Annotated in this window: 28 protein-coding genes; 17 read left to right on the top strand and 11 right to left on the bottom strand. The window is 36.0% G+C overall.

Annotated features, from left to right (window positions below):
- Nucleotides 1–41: 41 nt before the first annotated feature.
- Nucleotides 42–881 carry a YitT family protein gene (locus tag QNH24_RS24725; RefSeq protein WP_283869999.1) on the bottom strand — a complete coding sequence of 280 codons (840 nt, stop codon included), beginning with the start codon at nt 879–881 and terminating at the stop codon, nt 42–44.
- A 149-nt stretch (nt 882–1,030) separates the two neighbouring features.
- Between QNH24_RS24725 and QNH24_RS24720 the strand changes: the two genes are divergently transcribed.
- Together QNH24_RS24720 and QNH24_RS24715 are read left to right on the top strand one after the other, a co-directional pair.
- Nucleotides 1,031–1,474: an SRPBCC family protein gene (locus tag QNH24_RS24720; RefSeq protein WP_283869998.1), complete on the top strand. Its 444-nt coding sequence runs from the start codon at nt 1,031–1,033 to the stop codon at nt 1,472–1,474.
- Between the two features lie 165 nt (nt 1,475–1,639).
- On the top strand, nt 1,640–2,767 hold the full coding sequence (locus tag QNH24_RS24715) for a serine hydrolase (RefSeq protein WP_283869997.1): 1,128 nt from the start codon (nt 1,640–1,642) through the stop codon (nt 2,765–2,767).
- A 57-nt stretch (nt 2,768–2,824) separates the two neighbouring features.
- Here the strand turns inward: QNH24_RS24715 and QNH24_RS24710 are convergent, their stop codons facing one another.
- Complete coding sequence (locus QNH24_RS24710; protein ID WP_283869996.1) at nt 2,825–3,229, bottom strand: SMI1/KNR4 family protein; 405 nt, start codon at nt 3,227–3,229, stop codon at nt 2,825–2,827.
- Nucleotides 3,230–3,360: 131 nt separating this feature from the next.
- Between QNH24_RS24710 and QNH24_RS24705 the strand changes: the two genes are divergently transcribed.
- The 5 genes from QNH24_RS24705 (at nt 3,361) to QNH24_RS24685 (ending at nt 6,760) form a co-directional block, all read left to right on the top strand.
- Nucleotides 3,361–3,909 (top strand): cupin domain-containing protein, encoded by a 549-nt coding sequence (locus tag QNH24_RS24705; RefSeq protein WP_283869995.1) that lies wholly within the window; start codon nt 3,361–3,363, stop codon nt 3,907–3,909.
- A gap of 129 nt (nt 3,910–4,038) precedes the next feature.
- Nucleotides 4,039–4,389 (top strand): YunG family protein, encoded by a 351-nt coding sequence (locus tag QNH24_RS24700; RefSeq protein WP_283869994.1) that lies wholly within the window; start codon nt 4,039–4,041, stop codon nt 4,387–4,389.
- A 139-nt stretch (nt 4,390–4,528) separates the two neighbouring features.
- Nucleotides 4,529–5,122 (top strand): NADPH-dependent FMN reductase, encoded by a 594-nt coding sequence (locus QNH24_RS24695; protein WP_274794869.1) that lies wholly within the window; start codon nt 4,529–4,531, stop codon nt 5,120–5,122.
- Nucleotides 5,123–5,198: 76 nt separating this feature from the next.
- Nucleotides 5,199–6,137 (top strand): ring-cleaving dioxygenase, encoded by a 939-nt coding sequence (locus QNH24_RS24690; RefSeq protein ID WP_283869993.1) that lies wholly within the window; start codon nt 5,199–5,201, stop codon nt 6,135–6,137.
- 14 nt (nt 6,138–6,151) lie between these two features.
- Complete coding sequence (locus QNH24_RS24685) at nt 6,152–6,760, top strand: flavin reductase family protein (RefSeq protein ID WP_283869992.1); 609 nt, start codon at nt 6,152–6,154, stop codon at nt 6,758–6,760.
- A gap of 58 nt (nt 6,761–6,818) precedes the next feature.
- Here the strand turns inward: QNH24_RS24685 and QNH24_RS24680 are convergent, their stop codons facing one another.
- Together QNH24_RS24680 and QNH24_RS24675 are read right to left on the bottom strand one after the other, a co-directional pair.
- The gene (locus QNH24_RS24680) at nt 6,819–7,754 is read right to left on the bottom strand and encodes an aldo/keto reductase (protein ID WP_283869991.1); all 936 of its coding nucleotides are present in this window, start codon (nt 7,752–7,754) and stop codon (nt 6,819–6,821) included.
- 133 nt (nt 7,755–7,887) lie between these two features.
- The gene (locus tag QNH24_RS24675; RefSeq protein WP_283869990.1) at nt 7,888–8,640 is read right to left on the bottom strand and encodes an IclR family transcriptional regulator; all 753 of its coding nucleotides are present in this window, start codon (nt 8,638–8,640) and stop codon (nt 7,888–7,890) included.
- Between the two features lie 233 nt (nt 8,641–8,873).
- Between QNH24_RS24675 and QNH24_RS24670 the strand changes: the two genes are divergently transcribed.
- Nucleotides 8,874–10,307 carry an alpha/beta hydrolase family protein gene (locus QNH24_RS24670; protein ID WP_283869989.1) on the top strand — a complete coding sequence of 478 codons (1,434 nt, stop codon included), beginning with the start codon at nt 8,874–8,876 and terminating at the stop codon, nt 10,305–10,307.
- A gap of 37 nt (nt 10,308–10,344) precedes the next feature.
- On the opposite strand, the gene QNH24_RS24665 is transcribed toward QNH24_RS24670, so the two are convergent.
- The 4 genes from QNH24_RS24665 to QNH24_RS24650 all read right to left on the bottom strand — a co-directional run bounded on the left by QNH24_RS24665 (nt 10,345) and on the right by QNH24_RS24650 (nt 15,179).
- Nucleotides 10,345–11,307, bottom strand: a complete 963-nt coding sequence (locus QNH24_RS24665) for a MerR family transcriptional regulator (protein WP_283869988.1) — start codon at nt 11,305–11,307, stop codon at nt 10,345–10,347.
- 374 nt (nt 11,308–11,681) lie between these two features.
- Nucleotides 11,682–12,617: an alpha/beta hydrolase gene (locus QNH24_RS24660; protein WP_283869987.1), complete on the bottom strand. Its 936-nt coding sequence runs from the start codon at nt 12,615–12,617 to the stop codon at nt 11,682–11,684.
- A 128-nt stretch (nt 12,618–12,745) separates the two neighbouring features.
- Nucleotides 12,746–13,813, bottom strand: coding sequence for an LLM class flavin-dependent oxidoreductase (locus QNH24_RS24655; RefSeq protein ID WP_283869986.1), 1,068 nt, complete (start codon nt 13,811–13,813; stop codon nt 12,746–12,748).
- Between the two features lie 103 nt (nt 13,814–13,916).
- Entirely contained in the window at nt 13,917–15,179 is a 1,263-nt protein-coding gene (locus tag QNH24_RS24650) for an MFS transporter (protein ID WP_283869985.1), read from the bottom strand.
- Between the two features lie 239 nt (nt 15,180–15,418).
- Between QNH24_RS24650 and QNH24_RS24645 the strand changes: the two genes are divergently transcribed.
- The 4 genes from QNH24_RS24645 to QNH24_RS24630 all read left to right on the top strand — a co-directional run bounded on the left by QNH24_RS24645 (nt 15,419) and on the right by QNH24_RS24630 (nt 19,634).
- Entirely contained in the window at nt 15,419–16,000 is a 582-nt protein-coding gene (locus tag QNH24_RS24645; RefSeq protein ID WP_283869984.1) for a TetR/AcrR family transcriptional regulator, read from the top strand.
- Between the two features lie 172 nt (nt 16,001–16,172).
- Nucleotides 16,173–16,703, top strand: coding sequence for a sigma-70 family RNA polymerase sigma factor (locus tag QNH24_RS24640; protein ID WP_430674522.1), 531 nt, complete (start codon nt 16,173–16,175; stop codon nt 16,701–16,703).
- Nucleotides 16,687–17,952, top strand: coding sequence for a DUF4179 domain-containing protein (locus QNH24_RS24635; RefSeq protein ID WP_283869982.1), 1,266 nt, complete (start codon nt 16,687–16,689; stop codon nt 17,950–17,952). Before QNH24_RS24640 ends, QNH24_RS24635 begins: the two co-directional genes overlap by 17 nt.
- A gap of 287 nt (nt 17,953–18,239) precedes the next feature.
- The gene (locus QNH24_RS24630; protein ID WP_283869981.1) at nt 18,240–19,634 is read left to right on the top strand and encodes an amino acid permease; all 1,395 of its coding nucleotides are present in this window, start codon (nt 18,240–18,242) and stop codon (nt 19,632–19,634) included.
- Nucleotides 19,635–19,740: 106 nt separating this feature from the next.
- On the opposite strand, the gene QNH24_RS24625 is transcribed toward QNH24_RS24630, so the two are convergent.
- On the bottom strand, nt 19,741–20,130 hold the full coding sequence (locus QNH24_RS24625) for a RidA family protein (RefSeq protein WP_283869980.1): 390 nt from the start codon (nt 20,128–20,130) through the stop codon (nt 19,741–19,743).
- Between the two features lie 453 nt (nt 20,131–20,583).
- Here QNH24_RS24625 and QNH24_RS24620 point away from each other — a divergent pair, with 453 nt between their 5' ends.
- From QNH24_RS24620 to QNH24_RS26220, 4 genes are all read left to right on the top strand, one after another.
- Complete coding sequence (locus QNH24_RS24620; RefSeq protein WP_283869979.1) at nt 20,584–21,636, top strand: AI-2E family transporter; 1,053 nt, start codon at nt 20,584–20,586, stop codon at nt 21,634–21,636.
- Nucleotides 21,637–21,774: 138 nt separating this feature from the next.
- Nucleotides 21,775–22,443, top strand: a complete 669-nt coding sequence (locus QNH24_RS24615) for a GntR family transcriptional regulator (RefSeq protein ID WP_283934519.1) — start codon at nt 21,775–21,777, stop codon at nt 22,441–22,443.
- A gap of 23 nt (nt 22,444–22,466) precedes the next feature.
- Nucleotides 22,467–23,678 (top strand): MDR family MFS transporter, encoded by a 1,212-nt coding sequence (locus tag QNH24_RS24610; protein WP_283869977.1) that lies wholly within the window; start codon nt 22,467–22,469, stop codon nt 23,676–23,678.
- 230 nt (nt 23,679–23,908) lie between these two features.
- Nucleotides 23,909–24,109 carry an excalibur calcium-binding domain-containing protein gene (locus tag QNH24_RS26220; RefSeq protein ID WP_347342932.1) on the top strand — a complete coding sequence of 67 codons (201 nt, stop codon included), beginning with the start codon at nt 23,909–23,911 and terminating at the stop codon, nt 24,107–24,109.
- A 53-nt stretch (nt 24,110–24,162) separates the two neighbouring features.
- Here QNH24_RS26220 and QNH24_RS24600 read toward each other — a convergent pair whose 3' ends face one another.
- Both QNH24_RS24600 and QNH24_RS24595 read right to left on the bottom strand, forming a co-directional pair.
- Entirely contained in the window at nt 24,163–25,494 is a 1,332-nt protein-coding gene (locus QNH24_RS24600) for an MATE family efflux transporter (RefSeq protein ID WP_283869976.1), read from the bottom strand.
- A complete protein-coding gene (locus QNH24_RS24595; RefSeq protein ID WP_283869975.1) occupies nt 25,481–25,948 on the bottom strand; it encodes a GNAT family N-acetyltransferase in 468 nt (155 codons plus the stop codon). Before QNH24_RS24595 ends, QNH24_RS24600 begins: the two co-directional genes overlap by 14 nt.
- 85 nt (nt 25,949–26,033) lie before the next feature.
- Between QNH24_RS24595 and QNH24_RS24590 the strand changes: the two genes are divergently transcribed.
- Nucleotides 26,034–26,864, top strand: coding sequence for a MerR family transcriptional regulator (locus QNH24_RS24590; protein WP_283869974.1), 831 nt, complete (start codon nt 26,034–26,036; stop codon nt 26,862–26,864).
- The last annotated feature ends 39 nt before the right edge of the window (nt 26,865–26,903 follow it).

Below are 26,903 nucleotides of genomic sequence, written 5' to 3'. Positions count from 1 at the left end.
ACACCTTTTGCACTTCAACAAAAGGTGTTTAAACGTTCTATTTAAGATTTAGATAACTCTATAAATCCATGTCCAAAAACATCTCTGACATCGTGAATGGCAATAAAGGCATCCTTATCGATTTCTTTAACAATTTTCTTGAGTTTTACGACCTCTTGCTTACTAATTACAATATAAAGTATTTCTTTTTGTTCCTTTGTATAATAGCCATGTCCTGATAGCACTGTAACGCCACGATTCATAAAGCCGTTTACATGACTCGCAATGTCTTCTGGCTTTTTCGAAATAATGGTAACTGCTTTTTTAGGATTGACACCCTCAATAACAAATTCCATCACCTTTGTTCCAACATAGAGCATAATAATAGTCAGCATTAATGCCTCTGCCCCAATAATAAAATACGATGAAAAAGCGACAATTAAATCAAAGAATAAAAGACCATAGCTAATACTCCAGCCAAGATACTTATTTGTTATTCTTGCTAAGATTGTAGAACCTGCTGTTGTTCCACCAACTCTAATTATTAAACCGATACCGACTCCAGCAAATACCCCGCCAAAAATAGTATTCACAATAATTTCATTTGAAGCAATGGACCATGATTCTGTCAAATGTAAGAAAAGCGAATGGAGAGAAACGGCAATAATCGTATAAATCGTTGTTTGCCTACTTAAAAATTTATAGCCAACCACTAATAAAGCCGCATTTAGCACAAAGCTTACAATACTTGGTGACCATCCAAACAGATAGTACGCAATAATCGTTAAACCTGTAACGCCACCCTCACCTAAATCATTTGGAATGACAAATAGGTTGACGGCCAGTGCAAAAAGCAGTGACCCAACGGCAATAATGAATATATCCATAAAGTATTTTTTCATTACACACACCACCAAAACGTTTGATTTTTTCTATATCAAGTTTATATCGTTTTTAGAACGTTTATCAATAATATTTATTAATCGTAAACCTAATTTTTAAAGAAATCTATAACAATGGAGCATACTAATGAAAAAAAGGATGATGAAGAATGCTAAATACGCTTGTATTGACTAAATTAATCATTAATATGCCTGCCAACGAGGTATTTGAAGCTATTGTATCTCCAGATAAAATCGGAAACTTTTGGTTCTCCAGCAGCTCGGAAAGATGGGAAAAGGGTAAAAGAATCTTATTAAGATATGAAGAATACAATGCAAAAGGCGTTATAACTGTACTTGAAATGGAAAACAATCAGAAAATAGTATTTTCATGGGGTGAGGAGCATGGCGAGGGGACAGTGGTAACCATTACACTTACAGAGCTTGGGTCAGGGACAATTATTGAAGTCAGGGAATCAGGATTAAATGAAGAAGATCCAGATGTTGTAGCTAAAATGATGCAGCAAAAGGAAGGCTGGGTGTATACATTAACGTGCTTAAAGGCTTATGTTGAAAACGGAATCAATAATTTAAGAGCCTCCTTGATTCATTAAGGCAGTATTAATTAGTAAAGGCTGGTTAAAAATGAGCTAGCCTTCCTTTATGTCAGTTTAGAATATAGTAAAATTACCATAATTATGATAATTTCGGGTATAATATGATTAATCACCACAAGGTAGTAGAGTTTCATTTTGCTGTTAATCATGGAGGTAGTAATTTTGAAAACAGTTTTTTGGATTATTGGAGGTCTATTTGCTTGTATTGGAATAGCGATAGGCATAGTATTTTGGATATTTCAGAAAGACCTCAATAAGGATAACCCCGACTATGTCCTACAATTCATAAAGGAAAATAAAGATAATGAACAAGTATCCTTAGCGATTCATTACAATCAACAAAAATGGGTAGATATTAATACAAAGAAGCCTCTTCCGTTAGCGAGTACAGTTAAAATTATTGTAGCGATAGAATATGCACAACAGGCAGCGGAGGGGCGTATAAATTCTCAACAACTAGTAAGTTTAGAGGATCTACAAACTTTTTATATCCCCAAAACAGATGGTGGGGCACATGAAGTATGGCTAAACCAATTAAAGCAAGATAACAAAATAGAGAATAATTTTGTATCCTTGAGTGAAGTAGCCAATGGTATGATAGCCTATAGTTCGAATGCAAATACAGAATTTTTAATGGAGCTATTAGGCCTAGAAAATATTAATAAGGTATTAGAGCAATTAAATTTAGTGGATCATGAACCTTTGTATCCAATAGTAAGTTCATTGTACATACCTACTCAATTAATGAAAGAAAAGGGTCTAACAAAAAAGGAAACCTTAACAGCTATGAAGGCTATGGATATGACAGAATATAGGGAAAGGGCATTGTCTATTCATGAAGCTTGGTTAAAAAAGCCCCTAAGTAATGAGGAAAAGAAAAAATCTCTTCAAACCCTAGATATGGATTTTCAAAAGATCTGGTCTGATCGTTTGATAAGGGCAACAACAGCAGATTATATAACAATTTTAGAGAAGCTAAATCATAAAAATTACTTTAATGAAGATGTGCATAAATATCTAGATCCTGTAATGGAACAATTAATGCAAAACCCAAAAAATCAAAAATGGCTTTTACATGGAGGTCAAAAGGGAGGTTCTACTGCTTTTGTATTGACATTAGCAGCGTATACAAAGGATAAGGAGGGTAATCAAACGGAAATCGCCTTTTTTGCCAATAATCTTAATAGGATAGAACAGACAAAGCTATCTAAAAACATGAATAGCTTTCAATTGAAGTTTTTAACAGATGAGAAATTTCGATTACATGTACAAAAGGAATTGTCCCCATAATAACTTGAAGTTGCCTCGATAGCTAAACGAATCCAGGCAACTTTTAATGTTGTCATCTCAGATACGTTCACCGATTAATTTTTCAAGAAAATCTGCAAAAGTAGGGGCATATTCATATATAATTCCATTCATTAGGTCATAGCACATAATCTTAAATTCACCATCTGAATCTTTTGATGAGGTATCAAAATAGTACAGCTCACCCGAGTCAGGGACAAATAACGCTAGCCTATGAGGATGCTGTTTACACCAATCCTCATCAGAAATATCTCGAAACTCTGATGAAGTTAACGTTTGAATATAGCTATCATCAAGAAATGCATTACCATAGTTTCTCAGCCACCAGCAATAGGAGGGCGGTAAGGTAAATCCAAGTTCCTCCTCTGCTTCATTAATCCAATTCTCTTCAACCCCTCGTCCTGGAAACCATTTTATAGCTGTAGTTTGCTCTAATTTTTCCATTAAAACGATTATACATGTAATTCCACCCCTTTATAATTTTTATAAGCTCGACTGTTAAGTACTTTCATGAATGTACATTCCTTTCCCTACTTGCATAGGATAATTTTATAATGTGAAAGGGGATTGAGGCAATGTATCATCCTTATTATGGAAATTACCAAATGTATCATTATAATTACCAACCCGCTTATTGGGCCTATCCCAATCAGATGGAACAAGGGGGGCGAAGCGATTGTTCCGATGATTGGAGAAATGTCCGGAAGGATTTTGGACAGAAACCCTTTGTTGTTGATATAGAAGAGGCTTCAAAGCAAAATAAAAACTATCGCACAGCATTGTGGACAGGGAAGCATTTACAAGTAACCGTTATGAGCATCAATGTTGGGGATGATATTGGCTTAGAGGTGCATCCTCATGTGGATCAATTTATCTGTATTGAAGAAGGGCAAGGCATATCTCAAATGGGTCCAACTAAGGATTATTTAAACTTTCAAAGAAATGTGAGTGAAGACTCTGCCATAATGGTTCCAGCGGGAACATGGCATAATGTCATAAATATAGGAAATAAGCCGTTAAAGCTTTTCACAATTTATGCTCCTCCAAATCATCCGTTTGGTACTGTACATGTAACAAAATCAGATGCAATGGGCTCAGAAGAAGGCTATAGACATGGTGGATAATAGGTAAGTGTTAGCATGTTTTGATGGAGATTTATCAAAACATGCTTTTTATTCAAGTATTAATACGATTTTTTGTGTGGATAAATAATGAATTCCTCACTAAAAATAGTTGGAAAAGGTTGTTGAGGAATGTATACAAAAAAAGAATTATTAATAGCTTTAAAAAAATCATGGTCACATCAATCAAGCTCAAAATGGAGTAAAGATAATCCAGCAAGAGGACAATGTGGAGTCACCACATTAGTAGTGAATGATTTTCTTGGAGGCGAAATTTTTAAAACTTGGCTTAATGAAGGCTGGCATTTTTATAATGTAATTAATGGTGAAAGAATGGATTTTACGAAGGAACAGTTTTCATACATAATCGACTATCAAGACATTGATTCAAATAGAGCAGAGGCTTTTCAAGATACGAATGATGACCAATATAGCTATTTAAAATCACAAGTGGATAGGATTTTAAGTAAGGCAGAGAGCTAAATTTCTCTGCCTTTTAAAATTTTAAAAACAAAGGTGTTGACGTTTAATAAATTATCGTGTTATTATTATCTCGAATTCAAGATAAATAAATTCAAGATAAATGAATTCAAACCTTTAGTTCTCGCAAGGAGGTACAATTATGGGTTTTTTGAATAAATTATTTAGTTCAAAAAAAGAGGAGGAACAAACAATGGCAGAATTAAATATCGGTATTATTATTGGATCAACTCGTGAGGGTCGAGTAAGCCCTCAAGTAGCACAATGGGTAAAGGAAATTGCAGATCAACGCGGTGACGCAAATTATACAGTAATTGATATTGCTGATTATAAATTACCTTTATTAGGCGAACCAGGACAAGATGCTTCAGGAGCACAAGGCTGGTCAGAAATTATTGCTAAACAAGATGGTTTTGTATTCATTGTGCAAGAATACAATCACTCTATTACAGGGGCATTAAAAAATGCACTAGATTATTTACGAGTAGAGTGGAATAACAAAGCGGCTGGAATCGTATCGTATGGTTCTGTTGGCGGTGCTCGCGCGGCAGAACATTTACGTGGCATTATGGGTGAGCTTTTAATCGCTGATGTACGTGTTCACCCAGCACTATCATTATTCACAGATTTTGAAAATGGAACTGACTTTAAACCAAAAGAAGTTCAAACAGATTCAGTGAACCAAATGTTAGATCAATTAATCCCTTGGTCTAAAGCGCTATATACAATTCGCTAAGCTTATATAGTTTGAGGTAGGTTGTAATTGGGCACAGTATAGGTAAGGGAAATTAGTCATGAAGGGGCTTGTTAACATGAAAAAACATACAGCAGGTATTCACCATATCACAGCGATCGTAGGACATCCGCAAGAAAATATTGATTTTTATGCAGGAGTGTTAGGTTTACGCTTAGTAAAGCAAACAGTAAACTTCGATGATCCAGGCACATATCATTTATATTTTGGTGACAAAGGTGGGAAACCAGGAACAATCATCACATTCTTCCCTTGGGCTAATGCTTATCAAGGACGTATTGGTGATGGTCAGGTCGGTGTCACAACGTATGTTGTACCAGAAGGGGCACTACCATTTTGGGTTAATCGCTTAGCGAAATTTTCTGTTCCTTTCCAAAAAGCTGAACGTTTTGGTGAGCAAGTCATTCAATTCGATGATCCGCATGGTTTGCATATTGAACTCGTTGCACGTGCTGAAGGTGAATTAAATGAATGGACATTTGGTGAAGTAACTCCTGAAGTTGCCATTAAAGGGTTTGGTGGAGCTACGCTATACTCAAGCCACCCTGAAGAAACTGCAAAAGTTTTAACAGTGGTAATGGGTCTTGAAAAAGTAGCGACAGAAGGTGACTATACTCGTTATAAATCTAGTGCAGAGATCGGCAATACAGTGGATTTAAAAACAGTTGCAGGTCAACGTGGTCAAATGGGTGTAGGAACAGTTCACCATATTGCGTGGAGAGCTCAAGATAATACGGATCATTTAGAATGGCAAGAGTATGTGATGAATCATGGACAACATGTAACGGAAGTAAAAGATCGAAATTATTTTAATGCGATTTATTTCCGTGAACCTGGCGAAGTTTTATTTGAAATTGCGACGGATCCTCCTGGATTCGCTCATGATGAAACACCAGAGACAATGGGTAACCAATTAATGTTGCCACCTCAGTATGAGCAGCATCGAGAGCAATTAGAAAGAACATTAATCCCGATTAAAGTGCGTGAGCTTGATTAAGAGGGGTGAGTCGCTTGATTTCGATAGATCCTAAGAAGAATACAGAGCGTGAAAATTATAAACTTTTGATTGGTAGTATCATTCCAAGACCGATTGCTTTTGTGACAACAAAATCAGAGCAAGATGTTATCAATGGTGCACCATTTAGTTATTTTAATATTGTGTCATCAAATCCGCCAATGATTTCTTTAGCGATTCAAAGACCAAATGGACATTTAAAAGATACAGCAAGACATATTCATTATCAGCAGCAATTTGTTGTGCATATTGTCGATGAGGATAATGTGGAGCAGGTGAATGAAACAGCGGCTTCCTTACCTGTTACAGAAAGCGAAATTGATAGAGCGCAATTTACACTAATAGAGAGTCAACAAATTGCAGTTCCAGGAATTCAAGAGGCCAAAGTGCGTATGGAATGTCGTTTAGTGCAAACAATTCCATTGATGAATGGTGAGGAGCAGACAGGCGATTTATTCATTGGTGAAGTCGTACAATATCATATAGATGAAACCATTTATAATGAAGGACGGATTGATCCAAGAAAACTAAAAGCAGTTAGCAGACTTGCCGGCTCAAATTACGCAAAAATTGGAGATATATTTGCGTTAGAACGTCCTGATTAAAAATAAAATGCGAAAATGTTGATTTAACAGCATTTTCGCATTTTTTTTAGTTTCAATCTTATATTAAAATTCTCTCTATATTCACTAAATCTTCGTTTGTTAATAGGATATCAGTTGCTTTCACATTGTTAGCCACTTGTTTTTTATGTTTCCCACCTGGTATAACGGCATCAACGCCATCTTGAGCTAATAACCAAGCAAGCGCTAGATTTGGCAATGTCGTGTGCTTTTGCTCTGCAATTCCCTTTAACGCTTCTACTTTTACTAATGTTTGTTCAAATAATTCACCTTGGAATAAGGGATCCGAAATTCGCCAGTCGCCAGTACCTAGCTTAAAGTCTTTTGTATACTTTCCACCAAGTAGACCATATGCAAGTGGACCGTATGGAATAAATGAAATTTCATTTTTTATACAGTATGGCAATAAATCCTGTTCTCCTGAACGATTTAACATATTGTAAGGAGATTGTAGGACAGAAATATCATTATGCACATTTGCCTCTATAAGCTGTTCTAATGTTACGTTTGAAATGCCTATTGCTCGGATCTTTCCTTCTTCCTTTAAACGTGACAATTCACCAATTGACTCGGCAAGAGGAGTTTCGTTATCCGGGAAGTGTAGATAGTAAAGATCTACATAATCCATTTGTAGCCGTTTCAAGCTACTTTCGAATGCACCACGTAGATATTGCGGTTGATTATCTGTTTTTACTGAACCGTCCTCAAACCAATGTCTACCTCCCTTTGTTGCTAAAGCGAAATTTTCCCTTGGGTAATTTTTTAATACTTCGCCAACAAGTTCTTCTGAACGCCCTTTTCCATAAATGTCTGCTGTATCAATAAAAGTTATCCCTAAGTCAAGTGCAGCTGAGACTAGCTCCTTCCCATCTTGTTCATTTAAGTTTTCAAATAAATTATGTCCACCTACAGCATTCGTCCCAAGACCAATTTCGGAAATCTTGATAGTTGTTTTTTTTAATGTATGAAATTTCATATTTCTACCTCCTTGTTGTTCTGTAATCAGAATAGAGTAAAAAAGATGTTTTACCAACATACATTGTTATCGTTTCATATATAGAAACAAGTGCATTTTAATTGCAAAAAAGGGCCCATCAAAGATCTTAATATTATGCTAAAAGATAATGAATTTCTTCCGTCAATTGCTGACTAGCCTCACCTAACTTTTTTGCATATGACCGAATGGCAGTCTTCTTAATTTGATTCGTCGAACCATGCAAAGCAATGGCACCGATTACTTCCCCATTCACATAAATGGGAACGGCAATACAACATTTACCTTCATTCGTTTCTTCATTATCAACAGCATATCCTTGAGCTTTAATAACCTGTAAATGAGGAATCAATAGACCATAATCATAAAAGGTTTTTGCTGTAAAGGTATTGAGTTCAATACTATTTAATAGTTCACGTTGTTTTGTAGGTGACAGATGAGCTAACACTACTTTTCCTAGCGCGCTTGAATGCATAGGTGTCCGAGTATCGATGGCATGAAAAGCAGGCTGTTCAAAAGGCTCTCTAATTACATTTTTTATTACCATCTCACATTTTTCTAAAATACCAATATAAGTAGTTATTTCTTCTTGGCGGGCTAATTGGTAGGGCGCTACGAGAGACGCCCATTGGATATCTTTATGCCAATATAAGTGCTCATCTCTGAAAATATGCGGATTTAATTGATAATACTTATTATATTTAAGAACATAATTCATTTTTTCTAGCGTATAAAGCATGCGAAAAACGGATGTCTTATTCATTGATAATTCTTCCATAATTTCAGTTAATGTAAGAGAATGCTTTTGACGTAATACATCTAATATCAAAAGGCCTTTTTTTAATGTCGATACTTCATAGGAATCCATTTTGCCCTCTCCTAACTTCTAAAATAACTTGACCTGTGCTTTTTAATATTATAAAGGCATTTTTTTTAACTTCTCAATTTTTATTTTAATAATAAACGACCTCTAATTTGTAAAATGGTGGATATATAAAAATGTCAGTGTTTTTTTGTATGAAGTGTTGATTCTCCTCTTACTGGAGGTAATAAACTTTGACTTGAGTCAGCAAGATCAAAAAAACAAGGAGGTTTTTCATTATGAGGTCTATTGAGTTGTTTTATATCATCTTTAATATTGTTTTACTAGGTTGGTTAGTTTTTGGTAGAAATAAGTCACAGCGAGGAATGCTGATAGCGAGTGGTATGTCTATTCTATTTCTACTTGTCCATGGGATCATCGAAGGAATGCGGTGGCAAATGATGCCGACTTATTTGATGACATTATTTTTCCTCGCTGTTGTTGTGATAAGGCACTTTTTTAACCCAAAAATTCAAAAAGAACAACAATCAAGTATACATCCATTACGCGTTGTTCTGAAGTCAACATTGGCTGTACTTTATTCTGCCATAGCAGTTAGTCTTCCTAGCTTGCTTCCGGTATTTACCTTTGAAAAGCCAGCGGGTCCGTACAAAATTGGAACGATCACCTATGATTGGAAGGATACTCAGAGAGAAGAGACTCTCACACCAGAGCCTGGCGACAAGCGTGAGTTAATGGTACAAATCTGGTATCCTGCTGATACGAATGCTAAAGGTAATATGGCTCCTTATATTTCTAACTCTGATGTTTTTGCAGAGGGATATAGTAAAATCTTGAATTTACCGAAGTTTTTATTCACAAATTTTGGTTATGTAAAAACACATGCTATTGAGAACGCTGAGATTTCGAATCAGGAAACAACCTATCCGGTGCTCCTGTTCTCTCATGGTTTTAGTGGACATAAAAATCAGAACACTTTTCAAATTGAGCAATTAGTCAGTCAAGGCTATATCGTGGTAGGAATAGATCACACTTACAGTAGCACGGCTTCCGTTTTTTCTGATGGTCGTGTAGCAAATTACGTGCCGCAAAAAACGGAATCAATTGCATATTTAGATAAAGCAAATGAAGGTTGGGTAGAAGATGCTAAATTTGTGCTGGATCAAGTAGAGCAGCTGGCCCAAAATGATCCTGAAAACCGTTTTACAGGTAGAATGGATTTGGAGAATGTAGGTATGTTTGGTCATTCCTTTGGTGGGGCAACAAGCACCCAAATGCTCATGACAGATTCAAGAATAAAAGCAGCTCTTAATATGGACGGCGTTCTATATGGAAAACTCCGAGTTCCTGCGGATGGGCTGAAAAAACCGTTTATGATGATGAGTGCAGATGACTCAATCAGAGAAGCGAAGGCAACAGATGATATGGAGTTGATCGAGTTTATAAAGGAAACTTTGCCGCGGTACAAGTATGTAACTGTGGGAGGGAACTATTGGATGAAAATTAAAGATATGAAGCATATGGGCTTCTCCGATTTATATCTGTTTTCACCGCTTTATGAACGAATGGAAGGGGTCGACATCCAAAAGGCTTACCGTCTAATTAACGACTATTCATTGGATTTCTTTAATCATTATTTAAAGCAGCAGCCATTTAAACTATTAGAGCAAAATATTGGGGATTATCCAGAGTTTACGTTGCAGAAAGGTTGACTGCTAAGGCGAATAGTTGAGGGTGTTTAGCCCTCAATTATTCTCGTCCTGAATTTTCCGTATGCTCAAGTCGCCATTCTATTCCTTGAAATAGTAATTGATTAGCTTTTGAGAGCTGGTAGTATTGTGGGCTTAGAATGGCACATAACGTTTCGCATCGTTGGAGTCGTTTAGTTTTGGTTCTTTGAATATATTTTACAAAGTAATGGAAGTAATCTTCTTTATTGTCCAATTGCTCTGAGTTCGCATACAGCCTAGCAGTATCATCGACAATGGCCTGTACAACCGGACTGCTGGCAGGCAATTTTTGTTTCAACGCCTTATTCAATCGATCATGGATGTTTTCGAGCTTTCTGACCAGTGTTGTAGCGTTATATTTTGGCTGATGAACAATATTCATGTACAGAAATTCAGTGTTTTTTAGGTCTTTTATAAACTGTGGATCATTTATGAGCTCCTGCAACTCATGCCAAGCAGCGGTTTGTTTGGCAGAGCTTTTCACTTGATTAATAATATATTTGTTAAAATAATGAAAAAATGAATCCCTCCACTCTTTTGGAATGCCAAGTAATAATTGGGATTCCTTCACTTTTTTATCGATAAACTGTTTTTTATGTTCGGAATTTATTGTTCGTGCGTTTACTAAGTTATGAAGATACTGCAATGAATCCCCGTCATGTTCCTTTGCTTGACGAAGAATCGATATCATATCCATAAGCGTAGTAGCCTGTGTTTCCAAAGATTCAATCTGCCAATCAAGTGCTTTATCAACTGGAATTTCTTCAGATAACATTTTGCTTATTTCATCAATTCCGAAATCCAGATAACGCAAGTTTGTAATCATTTCAAGACGCCATATATCTTCATTAGTGTACAATCGATGTCCACCCTCAGTATAACTTGTAGGCTTCAGCAATCCAATTTCGTCATAGTAACGGACTGTTTTTATAGTAGAACCTATTATTTTAGCTGTTTCACCTATAGTATATTTTTCTTCCAAATGATTACACCCCCTGATTGGATCACTTTTTAGTAATTTTAACATCATAGTTCATTTGATGATAAAAAAAGTCATTATTTTATTTTACGATAAACTTGCCATAAATGAATCCTTAAACATTGAAAGCCATAAATTGAGGAATTGGACTTGCATAGCTGTGAAGTTTTTATCAACAAAGTCACCATAACTAAATTGTTATAATTATAAAATGCGAAAATATCGTCAAAGCATTTTCGTATTTTAAATTTTTCCATGTTCAAACATTCCAAGAGCAGCAACTTTCATTTAGAAAATTCTGCTCCTATCAATTATGGGTGCAACTGAACTCCTTAACGACTATGATAAAGGCTAGTTCACATTCTCAGTAAGGTAGATTAAGGGTGAAGAGCGCGAGCCATTGCATCTAAATAGTTCTGACTTGCACGCTGACTTACCTCGGCTTCAGGTACAAAGACTTCAAAGCAATGGAAGCAGCCAGGATAGAGATGGAATTCAACGTCTACACCTGCTTGAGCAAGCTGTGTTACATAGTGAATGGTTTCATCCCTAAATAAATCAAGTTGCCCCACACACGTATACATAGGAGGAAGACCCACTAAATTGTCTGCTCTCGAAGGTACAGCGTAAGGAGAAAGCTCATTGTCATTCTTTTTCTCACCCAAGTACATATTCCAAGCTGTTATGTTATTTGTTCTGTTCCATGTTGCATGGTTTTCTGTAATCTCATAGCTTGAAGGTGTGGTATTGCGGTTATCAAGCATCGGATATAGTGGCATCTGAAATATAATAGATGGGCCTCCTTTATCTCGTGCCATAAGTGCAAGGGCAGCTGTTAGTCCACCACCACCACTTGCCCCTGCAATAGCTACTCGATTAACATCAATACCAAGCATTTCTGCCTCATTTTTCATCCACACTAGGCAGGCATAACAATCTTCAATAGCCGCTGGATAGGGATGCTCAGGTGAGAGTCGGTAATCGACAGACACTACAACACAATTTGCTGCCTGAACAAAGCGCTCGCACAAAACATCATCCATATTAGGGTGCCCCATTACATATCCACCCCCATGTATCCATAACATGGCTGGAAGTTTATCACGGTTTCGCCCAATCGGTTCGTAAATTTTTACTAACATTTCGCCGACAGCATTTGAAATCATTCGATGGGTGATTTTTACATATTTTGATGTCTCTAAGGGTGGATTTGACAAAAGACCCCTACTAAATTCTAGATTGTCCAACCGAAATCCTGGAAATTGAGAGAAACTCTCCTGCAATTCTGGTAATATCCGACTGTCGATTTTCATTTATATTCCCCCAATGAAATACTGATATAAAATAGGATTCTTTTTATCTTCAATCAGCAAATGTTTTTTTGTATCGAAAGCGTAGCGGCAGCGACAGCTACAATTACGCCAAGGCGAAATTAATGGTATTAAAGGAGTGAATGTGACTCCTGTTCCTCTTCCCATTTGGCAACTTCCTTACGTACACGAGGAGCAACTTCTGTTCCAAGTAACTCTATCGCACGCATCACCTGTTCATGTGGCATCGTACTTAAAGGCACATACAGCATAAAACGTGTAATTCCAACATGCTTACGAAGATGAATAATTTTATTAGCCACTGTATCGGGATCACCAACATATAAGGCTCCCTCAAAACTGCGTGCAGCATCAAAGCTAGAGCGATCATAATAAGCCCAGCCTCGTTCTTTTCCTAATTTGTTCATGCCTGCCTGAGTTGATGGGAAAAATATATCTGCTGCCCTTTCTGTGTTTTCTCCAACGAAACCTATTGAATGTGAGCCTACCTGAAGCTTTGATAAATCATGACCAGCATGAGCGGCAGCTTTTTTATACAACTGTACAATGGGAGCAAATTGCATTGGACTACCTCCAATAATAGCGAGCATAAGAGGTAATCCCAGAAGACCTGCTCGGACGGCGGATTCTTGATTGCCACCGCTGCCAATCCATACTGGTAAAGGGGTTTGGACAGGTCTAGGATATATCCCTAAATCATTAATCGCTGGTCGGTGTACACCCTCCCATGTGACTTTTTCAGATTCACGTATTTTAAGCAATAATGCTAAATGCTCTTCAAATAGCTCATCATAATCCTTCAAGTTATAGCCGAATAAGGGGAAGGATTCGATAAAGGAACCTCGTCCAGCCATAATCTCTGCGCGACCGTTTGAAATACCATCGAGAGTAGAAAAATCCTGAAAAACTCTTACAGGGTCTGCGGAAGAGAGCACTGTCACTGCACTAGTTAGTCTTATTTTTTTCGTTTGAGGTGCCGCTGCTGATAGAACCATAGCTGGGGACGAAGCTGCGTAATCCACCCTATGGTGCTCGCCGACGCCAAAGACATCTAGTCCTACTTGATCAGCTAAAATTATTTCCTCAACAACTTCACGTAATCGTTGTGCGTGACTTATCACGTTCCCACTGTGAACATCTGGTTTCGTTTCTACAAAAGAAGTAATACCTATTTCCATTTATTATCTCTCCTTGTCAGATTAGTTTCTTATTCGCTTATTGCTTGCTGCTCCATTCAATAAATATATATAGACGAATTATTAGTGGGTGTATACTCCATGTTCATTTTGTCTTTACTTGGCTGGTCATTGCCCAAAAAAGAAGGGCGAAGGCACTAATTGAGGCTCCAAGTAAACAAACGCCTCCCCAGCCAAAGTATGCATACATTTGTGTTGAAGCAATTGATCCGCTTGCACCGCCAATAGAATAGAACACCATATAGCCAGCTGTAAGTCGACTTCGTGCTTCAGCTCGCAGAGGAAGAATCATAGCTTGATTTGTAACATGAACGGCTTGCACCGCCAAATCAAGAAGAATTATGCCGATGACTAGCGCCATTAAAGAATGTTCAAGATAACGGATGAACAACCATGAAAGCAGTAGTAGAGCTAAAGAAATACCTGTCGTTCGCTGTCCATAACCTTGATCGGCCAATTTCCCAGCTCGCGCTGCTGCCAATGCTCCAGCTACTCCTACAAGGCCAAATGCTCCAATCGCGCTGTGTGATAGAGCGAACGGAGGTGAACTAAGCGGAAGTACTAGTGAAGTCCACAAAATGCTAAAGTTAGCAAAAATCAGCATGGCTAGAAAAGAGCGGATTCGTAATGTTCTTTCCTGCATAAACAAATCAAGCACTGATCTAATTAACCGAATATAGGACAATGATTTTACCTCGCGTTCAGCATGAGGTAACACCTTGGCAAACATACAAACCATCAAAAGCATAATGACAGCAGATATTAGATATACAGAGCGCCAGCCTGCAAGATCGGTTAATATACCAGCAAATGTTCGAGCGAGAAGTATACCAATAACAATGCCACTTGTTACAATACCAACAACCTTGCCCCTTTCGGCAGAGGAAGCCATTGTTGCTGCAAATGCCACAAGTGTCTGTGTCACAACTGCGAGTAGCCCCACCAAAGCCATTCCTGCAAAAAGTACGATGCTTGAGAAGGCAGTACCAACGATAGCTAGAGCCATTGTAGATAACAGCATTTGACCAATTATTAATCGCCGTTGGTTCAGTAAATCTCCAAGAGGTACCAGCAATAGTAAGCCTAATCCGTAAAAAATTTGTGTGATGGTAATAACAATACCAATAGTAGAATGATTAATACCAAATGCCTCAGACAATTGATCAAGCAAGGGCTGTGCAAAGTAAATATTGGCGACAGATATTCCACAGGCAGCAGCAAACAACAATGTAACAGCTCGTGTTATAGATGACGGTTTCTTCGTGTTAGATATGGCTGTGGATGATGAAGAATCTGTTATTTCGTTGTTAAGAGGACGATGTACTAAATTTGTCTGTGTTTTACACATGCTTTTCCCTCCATTCATATTAGATTGTAATTATAACATACCGTTCGGTACAATATAATTATTGGTAAATATATATTAATTTCATTTGTAATGTCAATAAATATTTATATGAATAAAAATATTAAATTCAAATTTGACATGAATACTACCTATATATATAATAATTACATACTGTTTGGTATGAATTTAATGACAATAAAAAATAATCCTTAAAAATTAAAGTGTAGAGGTGTGCTCTTATGGCAAGAACTCGTGAATTTGATGAAGGTCAAGTCTTAGAAGCAGCGATGCAACTATTTTGGGAGAAGGGATATGAGGCAACTTCATTAAGTGACCTTACCTCTAGAATGGGTATTCAACGCCCTAGTATCTATTCGACTTTTGGAGACAAGAGAGAATTGTTTGAAGCTGCACTTCGTAGATATACAACGTCTCGTGCATCTGATATACGATCTAGACTTCAAAAATACTCGTCTGTAAAAGAGGCATTTTCAAACTTTTTTGCAGATATTATTACTGAGGAATACGAAGAAGATCTCAGTAAAGGTTGTTTTTGTATCAATACAATGGTAGAGCTAGCACCTCATGATGAGAAATTTGAAGTCCTGACTAGAGAACATCAAATGTATTTAGCCGTTATTTTTCAGGAAACAATTGAGCGAGGAATTCAAACAGGGGAACTGGATGCTGACACAGATGCAAAGTCTTTAGCACAGGCATTGATTGTATCTTTAATTGGTATAACAGTTATGATGAAATCTCGACCACAACGCTCCTTTGTTGACAATGCAATTGCAGCAACACTCACCTTATTAAAGTAATTCGATTGAGTGTAAATCAAGAAAACGAAATTTAAATAGTTACAAACCTAAGTCCTCCTTTAGAGTAAATTTTCTAAAGGAGATTTCTTATGCTATAAATTCTCACTTTATTGAAACGATTTACAAATCTGTACCATCTAACATATAGAAACAAGAAAGGAGGATGGAAAAGTTGCAAGAAAAGACATTATTACTAAAGGCGAAAAAAGGTAATAACAAAGCTTTTGTGGAGCTGTTGCAGAATGAAAAATTGAAGCTATATAAAATGGCCTATATTTATATGAAAAATGAAAATGATGCTTTAGATGTTGTGCAGGAGACGATAGCAAGAGCCTATAGCAATATCCATACAGTCAAAGAAGATCGCTATTTTGCCACATGGCTGATGAGGATTCTAATCAATACAGCCATCGAGATGCTCAGAAAAAATCAAAAAATAGTACCTATCTTGGAACAACAATCGGAGCAAATCCAAGTTTCAAGCTATGATGAGAGGTTAGATTTACTACAAGCTATAGAGCAGCTTGAAGAGAAATATAAAACTGTCATTCTATTAAAGTATTATCGTGATTTATCTACAAAGGATATTGCTGATTTATTAGATTGTCCAGAGGGCACTGTTAAGACAAATGTACATCGAGGCATTCAGCAGCTTAAAAAATATTTTAATAAGGAAGGAGAGCATTATGGAGAACAATATTAAAGAAGTTATAGAGAGCATTGATGTCCCCATGGAAAAGCTAGATTTTGCTATTGAAAAAGGTATGGGCATACAAAAGAAAAAAGACAAGAAAATATGGAAAAGAGTCATCCTTTCAAGTGCGGCAAGTATAGCTTTAATCGTGGGTTCCGGTTTTATTTCTCCTAAAATGGCAAGTGTATTGGCGGACGTGCCACTTATTGGTTTTATGTTTAATATAGAAGAACATGATAAAGGATTAGAAACAGCGCTTTCTGATGACAATAAGGTAGTCTTAAATAAGACAGTTACTAGTAATGGTACAGCTCTTACGATAGAGGAAATTGTGTTTGATGGAGCACGATTAAATGTAGTTTATTCGATGCCAGAATATAAGGAACTTTCACAAGCAATTCTAACTGTCAACGAAAGAGAACTAAATGTTCCTGAAAGTTTAAAAATTTTAGAAGATAAAAATATATTTCGAGGGTTATTAGAATTTCCGATCGCTGAAGAACTACCTGATAAATTTGATTTAACCATAAAGTTTTTACAGGTGGGTTCAACAAAAGGAGAATGGGTATTTTCTACGCCTATTAAAAAAGTAAATAATCATAGCAATAAAGTAATTGCTGGTCAAACAGGTGAAGTGAAAGGTAATACCTTTGTTGTAGAAAGTATGGATACTTCAACAACGACGACAAAGATCAACGTGAAATTTGATACAACTATGGATAAATTATTTTCTGAAGAGTCCGGTGTACTAAATGCGACAATAATGGATCAGCATGGCACGCCACTTAAAATATTGGATCAAACAGGAGGTGGCGATGACAAAAGTACAACTTACACGTACTTAATAGAGCCCTTACGTCAAGATATTACTGAGGTAAGAATAGCTTACTATTTCTTCCCGTTTAACTTAAATCGTAAGGATTTAATTGTCCCACTAGCAGACTCATTCCCACAGCGAATATCACAGGACAAGATGGGCGATTATGTCATAACTGGAGTAACAAAAAAGGAACATGAGGCTACACTTTCCTTTTATATCGATAGTGAATTCCCTTTTGATGATACACTTACACCTTCCTTTTTTGAGGTTGTGTCTGATTCAGGAGAAAGTCTTATCACTGATTATGTCCATGCAGTTGGACCAAATAAGTATGAGGTATCTTATCAAGCAAATGTAGGGAAACCAATTGTTCATACTGTAACGACGCCATATATGGAACTAGAGCCATCTGCTATAGTCAAAATTCCTGTAAAATAGTTTTAAAAAATATCTATGAGAATCCTCAGTTAATTGAGGGGACTCATAGATTTTTATATTTTACTTGGAATCTCTAACAGTACTAGTTTATAAATAAAAAAGATAAATATTTAGTTATTTATTTTATTTTTCTGTATTAAGCAATGAAATTTACTATAATCTAATGAATAATTAATTTTTCTAATAATCTAATTGTTGACTCAATTCTAAAAAATGTATAATATACTAGTTATTATAAAATTTTATATTTTTAGTTATTATTCTTTTTTGAAAATGGGGTGGTTATTATGGCGAAGTTTTTACGAACGAAGTCAATCGAGCAAGCCAATAAAATAACCGAAGTTGAGCGCTTTAAACTTAAACGTGAACTTGGGTCATGGCAATTAATGCTATATGTTTTAGGAGCCACAATCGGAGCAGGGATATTTGTTTTACCTGGAACTACTGCCGCTCTACATGCTGGACCTGGAGTTATTGTTTCATTTCTAATCGGTGGGATTGTCACAATTGCAGTAGGACTAGCGTATGTAGAATTTGCAGCAATGGCACCTGTCGCCGGAAGCGCTTACACCTATTCTTATATTGCGTTAGGAGAAATTATCGCATGGATGATAGGGTGGGATTTACTATTAGAATTTACGGTTATTGCTAGTACCGTCGCAGTTGGCTGGAGTGGTTACGTAGATTCATTTTTACAATCTATAGGTATTCATTTACCAGGGGTTCTCACAAAAGACATTGCTCATGGCGGTATCGTCAATCTGCCAGCTGTTATTGGATGGCTTATCGTGGCTTGGATTGCATTGAGCGGAATTAAGAATGTGGGTCGTTCAAATACATTATTTACAATTGCAAAGGTTGGGGCAATTATTTTGTTCCTTGTCATCGGTACGTTCCACGTAAATCCTGTAAACTGGACACCCTTTACACCATTTGGTTGGTCAGGTGTCATGGCTGGTGCAGCGTTAGTATTCTTTGCTTTTACAGGCTTTGACGGTGTAACAACAGTGCTTGAAGAAGTAAAAAATCCACAAAAAACAATACCAAAAGCTTTAATTGGTGGTTTGAGCGTATTAACACTTATTTATGCCCTTGTTGCAGCGATTTTGACAGGGATTGTACCATTCCCTGATTTAGATGTTCCAAACCCTACCGTATTCGCGTTACAGTCTGTAGGTATTCAATGGGGAGGTGCTATCGTCGCAGTAGCGGTTATCTTTGGATTGCTTGCTACAATGATTGCAAATACAACTAGTGCTACACGCGTTCTATTTGCGATGAGCCGTGATGGACTTCTTCCTGAGCGTATTGCACAAACGAATAAAAAGACTGGTGTTCCTGTACTATCAATCTTCATCGTCGTATTGACAGGTATTCTACTATCTGGATTTTTATCAATCGGTGAATTAGCTGAATTTGCTAACATTGGAGGCTTGACTGCGTTTGCATTAACAACAATTAGCGTAATTGTTCTTCGTTACACGCGACCAGATCAACCTCGTGCATTTAAAGTACCAGCAATTTGGCTTGTAGGAATAATAGGTGTCGGTGGATCACTTGCATTAATCTTCAGTCTTCCCATCTTTACGATACTGCGCTTTTTAATATGGCTAGCAATAGGCTTGGTTATATATATAGCCTATGGATACAAACATGCTAAAGTAAATAGTAAAAATCAATAATGTAATGTGTACCCCTTTAGAATTCTCTATAGGGGTACTTTTTCTATAGAAATATATAAATTGCAAATCAAAAGCACACTTCTGCGAAAATCTACATATTATAAGATTACATTTCCTGACATGCCCAGGCATCAACCTCCACTTTTATAGAAGGTGCAGCAAGGGCTACCACATACATTAAGGTTGTACATGGAAGGTGTTGTCCAAGAAAATCACCAATTATTTGCTTTCGTTGCTCTGCGTCCATCTCCCCAACCAAATAAAAAACTAGTTTCGTTAAATCCTGAACCTCCATATTTGCACTTTCAAGATTCTTTCGGATATTTTCTAGTGCAATCTTTAATTGAGCTGTTGATTCTTCAGGTATCTTTCCGTCTTTTTCCATTCCGATTTGTCCAGATAGTGTTAACCATTTCTGAGGTCCTGTTATTTCAATTTGATGTACATAAGGAGCGACTGGTTGATGAATTTCCTTCGGGTTTCTTGTAATCTTCATAAAAATCATCCTATCTATTTTTTAGTTTAAAATTATGTTAAAAATAACATACTGATTCTAAAGATTAAAAATTATATTTAATACTATTATAAAGGAACATAAATTGGATATGCTCATTCAAAAGGTTATAATAGAGAAATAGAATTAAGGCTTATAACGCTGATATAGCTTTCAATAAAGTACAAAAGTATTGTTCTTCATTTTAAATTTGATAAGGCATACAATTCTTTTCCGCTCCTTGGATTTATGCATTCATCTCCTAAGACACTTGTAAGGCGATATAAGTAAGTCTTATTTCAAGAGATGATGGAAATAATAATCCAAAGAAGGGGGAGTATTTACATAAGAATGATACGTAATGTTTTACATCAATTTATTAATTACTTATGTTCATTTGATAGCGAAACTGGAGCAATAAAAACAGCGAAGCCGTTTTGTAGAAGGAGTGAATACATGAGTAATTTCTTTCGGAGCAATGGATTTAAACGCTTTATTATTCTAGTCGGAATCGCTGTTGCACTCTATTTAATGCGTAGCATGATTAATCTTATTCTTCTTACCTTTATTATTACCTATTTGATGAATCAATTGGCTACCAAGACAACGGCAGGAGTTCGTAAGTATGTCCCGATGAATGAAAAAGCAGTAACTGTTACCCTTTATTTGTTATTAGTAGCAGGAATCGTTGCGGTAATCTACAAGTATTTACCAGTTGTTACCCAACAGATTACACAGCTTTTTGACCTTATCTCTAGCTTTAATTTGGATCCAGATGATAATGAAATTGCCAGATATTTGGCACCTACCTTTGAGAAGATTGAACTTGGTAAATATTTAGAGCAGGGTGTGGACATAACTCTTAAAAATATTACGAATATTGGTAAAATCATTTTACACATCTTTATTTCATTGATTTTGAGCTTGTTTATTTTGCTTGAGAAAAAGAGAATTACTGAGTTTACGGCTAAATTCAAAGAAAGTAAAATTGGTCCTCTTTACGACGAACTAAAATATTTTTCAAGAATTTTCATACGCTCTTTTGGTAAAGTGATTGAGGCACAATTTATTATTGCAGCAGTAAACTGTGTTTTATCGGTTATTGCTCTTTCTATTATGGGCTTCCCACATTTAATTGCCTTAGGAATCATGCTCTTTATATTAGGATTAGTACCAGTCGCAGGGGTTATTATTTCCTTAATTCCACTTAGTATTATTGCCTATAGTATTGGTGGTTTAATGTATATTGTCTATATCTTAGTAATAGTGATGGTGCTACATGCTATCGAGGCATACTTCTTAAATCCAAAGCTGATGTCTGCAAAGACAGATCTTCCTATTTTCTATACATTCATCGTCATTCTCTTCTCGGAGCATTTCCTTGGTGTATGGGGATTGATTATAGGTATTCCATTATTCATGTTTCTACTTGATATTCTGGGAGTTACGTCCTCAGAGGATGAACTACAAAAGGCTACGACAGTGCATGAAAATAAACAAATCGAATAGAATTATCTTTCAAAAAGGAATCAAAAGAGTTTAAATGATTCCTTTTTTAGTATTATCCTATACTAAAAAAATAAAGAAAATAATACTGATATGTGATATATTACATATCAGTAGGTGAAGTATTGGGAGGCATTGATGATGGAACAATTTGATACTAAGAAAAAACTTAAACGGACGTTCGTTCGTGAGGAGGCATATACAATTATAAGAGATTGGATTGTTGATGGAACTTTAAAACCCAATCAACAATTGAGAGACAAGGAATTAGCAGAGCAATTAGGAGTTAGTCGAACACCAATTCGAGAAGCATTATTGCGCTTAGAGGATGAAGGGTTTGTACAAACAAAGCCCAATCGTTCAACAACAGTATCTCCTATTGATGCTACGGAAGTATTCCATCTCTATTCTATTGGCTGGACGCTTGAACAATTAGCGATGAAACAGATATTTGAACATTTAGCAGATGATCATCTACAAAAGATGGAGACAATTAATCTTAAACTTAAAAAGGCAATTACTGAAGGAAATCAAATAGAAGCGGTTGAATATGATAATGAATTTCATGAAATTTTTATCGAGTTATCTCAAAATAAGGAATTAAAACGAATACTTACTGGTGTCAGACAAAAGCTTAAGCGTGTTGAATTGTATTATTTTGATTTAGTAGAGGATGTTCATTTTTCCTATGAGGAACATTTACGTATTATCGAAGCTATTAGACAAAAAGATTTATCTGTAGTACTTAATGAAATTGAACAAAACTGGAAATTAAGTTTTGCTAGAATTCAAAACCGTCTTATTGGTTAATTCATAAAACGAAGAGGTTTACAATGAATAAAATACAAAGCTATATCAAGGAATATCATCCGGTTGTTCATGTATTAATTTTCGGTACGGTTTTAATTACCCTAACAAGCTCTATGAGTATGCCCTTTTTAGCTATTTTCTTAAGTCAATCTGTAGGCTTAGATTTTGCGACCATAGGATTTATTATTGGTGTAGGTCCTTTAGCTGGAACATTTTGTGGGTTAATTGGGGGAGTTCTTTCAGATTTTATTGGAAGAAAAAAATTAATGCTTCTTTCTTTAATAGGGTTAAGTATAGCCTTTGTAGGTTTTATTACTACAACAAATTTTATGGGTTTACTTTTCTTTAGTATCCTTAGAGGAGTAGCTCAGGCTTTTTTTGGCACTGTTTCTAAGGCACTAATGGCTGATTTAACACCAGATCATAAAAGATATAAAATGTTCGCTAATCGTTATTTAGCATTGAATATTGGTTTTTCTGTAGGTCCTATGCTTGGAGCGCTTTTAGGTATTGGCGGCAGTACGATAGCATTTGTATTAACTTCCGTTGTGTATATCATCTATGCGGTTGTTTTATTTTTTATGCTTAGAGCTATTGATGATAATGAATCAGTATCTGATGAGAGCATTAATTTATCATTATTATGGAATACAATGCGTAAGGATACGCCATTACTATTATTTATTATTGGGGGAATGTTATTAACTACCGTGCATGGTCAAATGTCCGTGACACTTTCCCAACACCTACAAGCAAATATTATAGATGGAGTAAAATTATTTGCAGCGTTGATGAGTATTAATGGTTTCACCGTACTAATACTTCAAATTCCAGTAACGAGATGGTCAGAGCGATTTACATTTACAAAAAGAATCTTATTTGGATGTATTTTATTTGCTATCGGTGAAACTGGGTTTGCCTTTTCAACTAATTGGACACCCTTCATTATTTCGATGCTTATATTTACTTTAGGTGAAATACTTGTTATTCCTGCTGAATATGCTCAAGTGGATGAAATTACACCATCACATTTACGTGGAACTTACTATGGCGCTCAAAGCTTAGGAGAGTTTGGGAATTTTCTGGGTCCTTGGTTTGGAGGCATCTTGCTGTCAGTGTATGGGGGAACAACAATGTTTTTATTTATGGCCTTCATATCCCTCTTAGGTAGCTATTTCTTTTATTTAGGGAAAAGGAATTATACAAGAAATTCATTAACAAGTGGAAAATTTTGATTCGATAGAATTGCAGACAACCAACATGATTATATTCTATTTCAATAGCACAATCAAAGTTTGAACATACATTAATGCCATAATAGAAGTAATTAGAGGGCTATTGGATATATAGAATAATGAATATTAATGAAAATGGAGCTTCTTTTTAGGGGCTCCTTTTATATTTCATCTATAACTATAGTATTATTACGCTAGATTATGTAAAATTATCCAAGGGGGGTGTTATAGTGAAAAAAGTAATTTTAACTTTATTAACAGCAACATTAGTATTTTCGTTCACATCATTAAATACTGAAGTAGAAGCAAAAGAGACATTTAAAAGCTGTAAAGAATTAAACAAAAAATACCCTAAAGGTGTAAAAAAGGGTCATTCAGCATATTCAGCAAATCTTGATAGAGATAAAGATGGCTGGGCTTGTGAAAAATAATCAATATAAACCCCTTTCGTTGCAAAATACGAAAGGGGTTTTTTCCATGTAATTTAAATTAAAATTGTATGTGATTTTCTTTTCATAAATATAAAAATTAGCAGCGCAGTGATTCCCTCAGCAACAGGGAAGGTCCACCAAATAGCTTGAGGGCCAAGAATCTTAGGCAACAGCACAAGTGTAGGTATGAATAATATAATACTTCTTAATAACATAATAGATGTGGCAAGCCGAATTTTTTCAATCGATTGGAAGAACTCTGCATACACCATATTAATGCCAAGAAATATATAACCGATAGCAAAATGAACGAAGCCCTGTGAAGCCAAATTACGAATTTCAAATGTACTATCTCCGAACAGTGCCATTAACTGTGATGGGAATAACATGGCGATAATAGCAGTTGTTAATCCAAAAATAAGTGCTGTGGCAGTGCCGATTTTCAGGAGTGCCGTTAATCTTGTTACTAATCTTGCACCATGATGGTAGCTAACTAGTGGCTGAAGCGCCATACCAATACCAAGAAAAACTGTTAGCAGTACCGTATGGATATAGTTTACCATTGCGTAGGCAGTGACTCCATTAGAACCTAAATAATGTAAGAATGTCACGTTATAAAGAATGACGATTACTGCCACGGATGCTTCAACAATAAAGCTTGGTAACCCGATTGAAAATATTTTCTTTAAATCAGAGATGCTGAAAAAATTACGTACAAATCTTAATTCAGATTGCTTTCTGAAGAAATGTAGGCAGAGTACTGACATACCGATAATTGTGGAGAGTGCTGTAGCTAATGCACAGCCAGTTACGCCGTAATTGAATACGAAAATAAAGATATAGTTTAAGATTATATTTAAAACAGATGTAGTGATTAAACCCATCATTGCAAGCTTTGGATTGCCATCATTACGAATAAAAATGCTTAGTAAATTTTCAATTGTATAAAACACACCAAAGATTAAAATAACGTGTAGGTACTCTTGAACATAAGGGTAGGTAGCATCACTGGCTCCAAATATATAGGAGATCTCTTTTAGATTCAATAAAAGTAATAGAATCAGTGTCAGAACGACAACAACCATTACTGTGAATGCTAATGTAAAGATTTGATGTGCTCGTTTTTTATTGCCCTCTCCAAGAGAAATAGAATATAGTGTAGCGCCACCCATTCCAATCCAAAGAGAGATGGAAAGGAGAATAGAAAAAATGGGAACAGCGATATTTACACCTGCTAAAGCTGTTGGTCCAACACCATGGCTCACAAAAATGCCATCAACTAAAATATTTACTGACATTAATAGCATACCGACCATAGCTGGGAATAGGTATGATAAAAACAAAGGCTTTAGAGGTCTTGTTTCGATTGGATTAATGGTTGTCATGGTCATGCACCTCCTTGACCATTACCTTTTCCCCTTTATCATCCAACTCTCCGTTAAAAATAAATCCAAATTTTTTATATAGCTGAATGGCCGCAAGATTGTCGTCATAAACGCTTAAATAAATGTTTTGGCAGCCGTATGTAGCTACCAGATGATTAATAAGCTGCTGTAAAAAATATTTCCCCAATCCTTTGTGCTGATATCGTTCATCAATAAAGAAGCGATCTAACCAAACGCGTTCAGAATTGTCCACATGAGGGAACATACCATACATAGCAAAGCCGACTGCCGTATTCCCTCTGTACAAGCCAACAGGTATAAAGCGTTTATCGATTTCAGCTTCTGCTAAGCATTGATCCGTGCTTTCAATAAAATTTTGCTGATTATCCGCGATGCGTAAAGTTAAAATTTCCTCTTTGTTTAAAGCTGTGATGTCACGTATTTCCGTGAACATAATGTCAAAACCTTTCTTATTTTAATGTGAATAGCTACAATCTAATGTATATAGTTACTATATAGTCAAGGGGAGAAACTTAAAAATGTTTAATAAAAATGTAAAATATTTTACAACTGGTGAATTCGCTAAAATATGTAAGGTTAATAAACAAACACTTATTTATTACGATCAAATTGGCTTATTATCACCTATCATGAAGGATAATAAGGATTACCGTTATTATTCCATTGCTCAATATGAATTTTTTAGTGTTATTGAGCTGTTAAAGGCAGTAGGTATGTCTTTAAAGGAAATTCAAAAATATATGGCTGAAAAATCACCTGAAAATTTTCTAGACTTAATGCATCAGCAAAAGGAGATTGTCACAAAAAAGCGTAGAGAGTTGGAGATGATTGAAGGCATTATCGATGTCAAAATTGATTTAACACAGGAGGCTCTACATCTTGATTTTGATAGCATTACGATTGAGCATTTACCAGAGGCAACATTGTATTTAAGTCGAAATATTGAGGATTCAACGGAGGAGCAATTTGTTAAGGCTGTCTCCGATTTTATTGATGAGTTGGATCGCTCTCAACTAGACACAGGTTACCCAATTGGGGGGATTACAAGGAGGGAGCAGGTGTTAGCGGGTAACTATGATAATTATAGTTACTTGTATATTGAGCAGCCACATCCACAGGAGGGTCATCCTTATTTCGAAGCGATTGAAGGGGATTTTATTGTGGGATATCATGTAGGGACATCCGCGACACTTGGAGAATCCTACAAGAGATTATTTAAGGTCATGAGCGAAAAGGGCTTTGAACTGGGGCAATACGTTTATGAGGAATATATTTATGATGCAGTTATTAAAAATCGAGAAGAGGAATACGTAACAAAAATTATGGTGGAAATAAAAAAAGGCTGTTGATGCATCTCTGCCTATCAACAGCCAAAATTATACAAGATT

Source organism: Lysinibacillus pakistanensis (genome assembly GCF_030123245.1).
GTDB lineage: Bacteria > Bacillota > Bacilli > Bacillales_A > Planococcaceae > Lysinibacillus > Lysinibacillus pakistanensis.
Note: the sequence above shows the minus strand (reverse complement) of the source record. Positions and strands in the feature narration are given on the sequence as shown.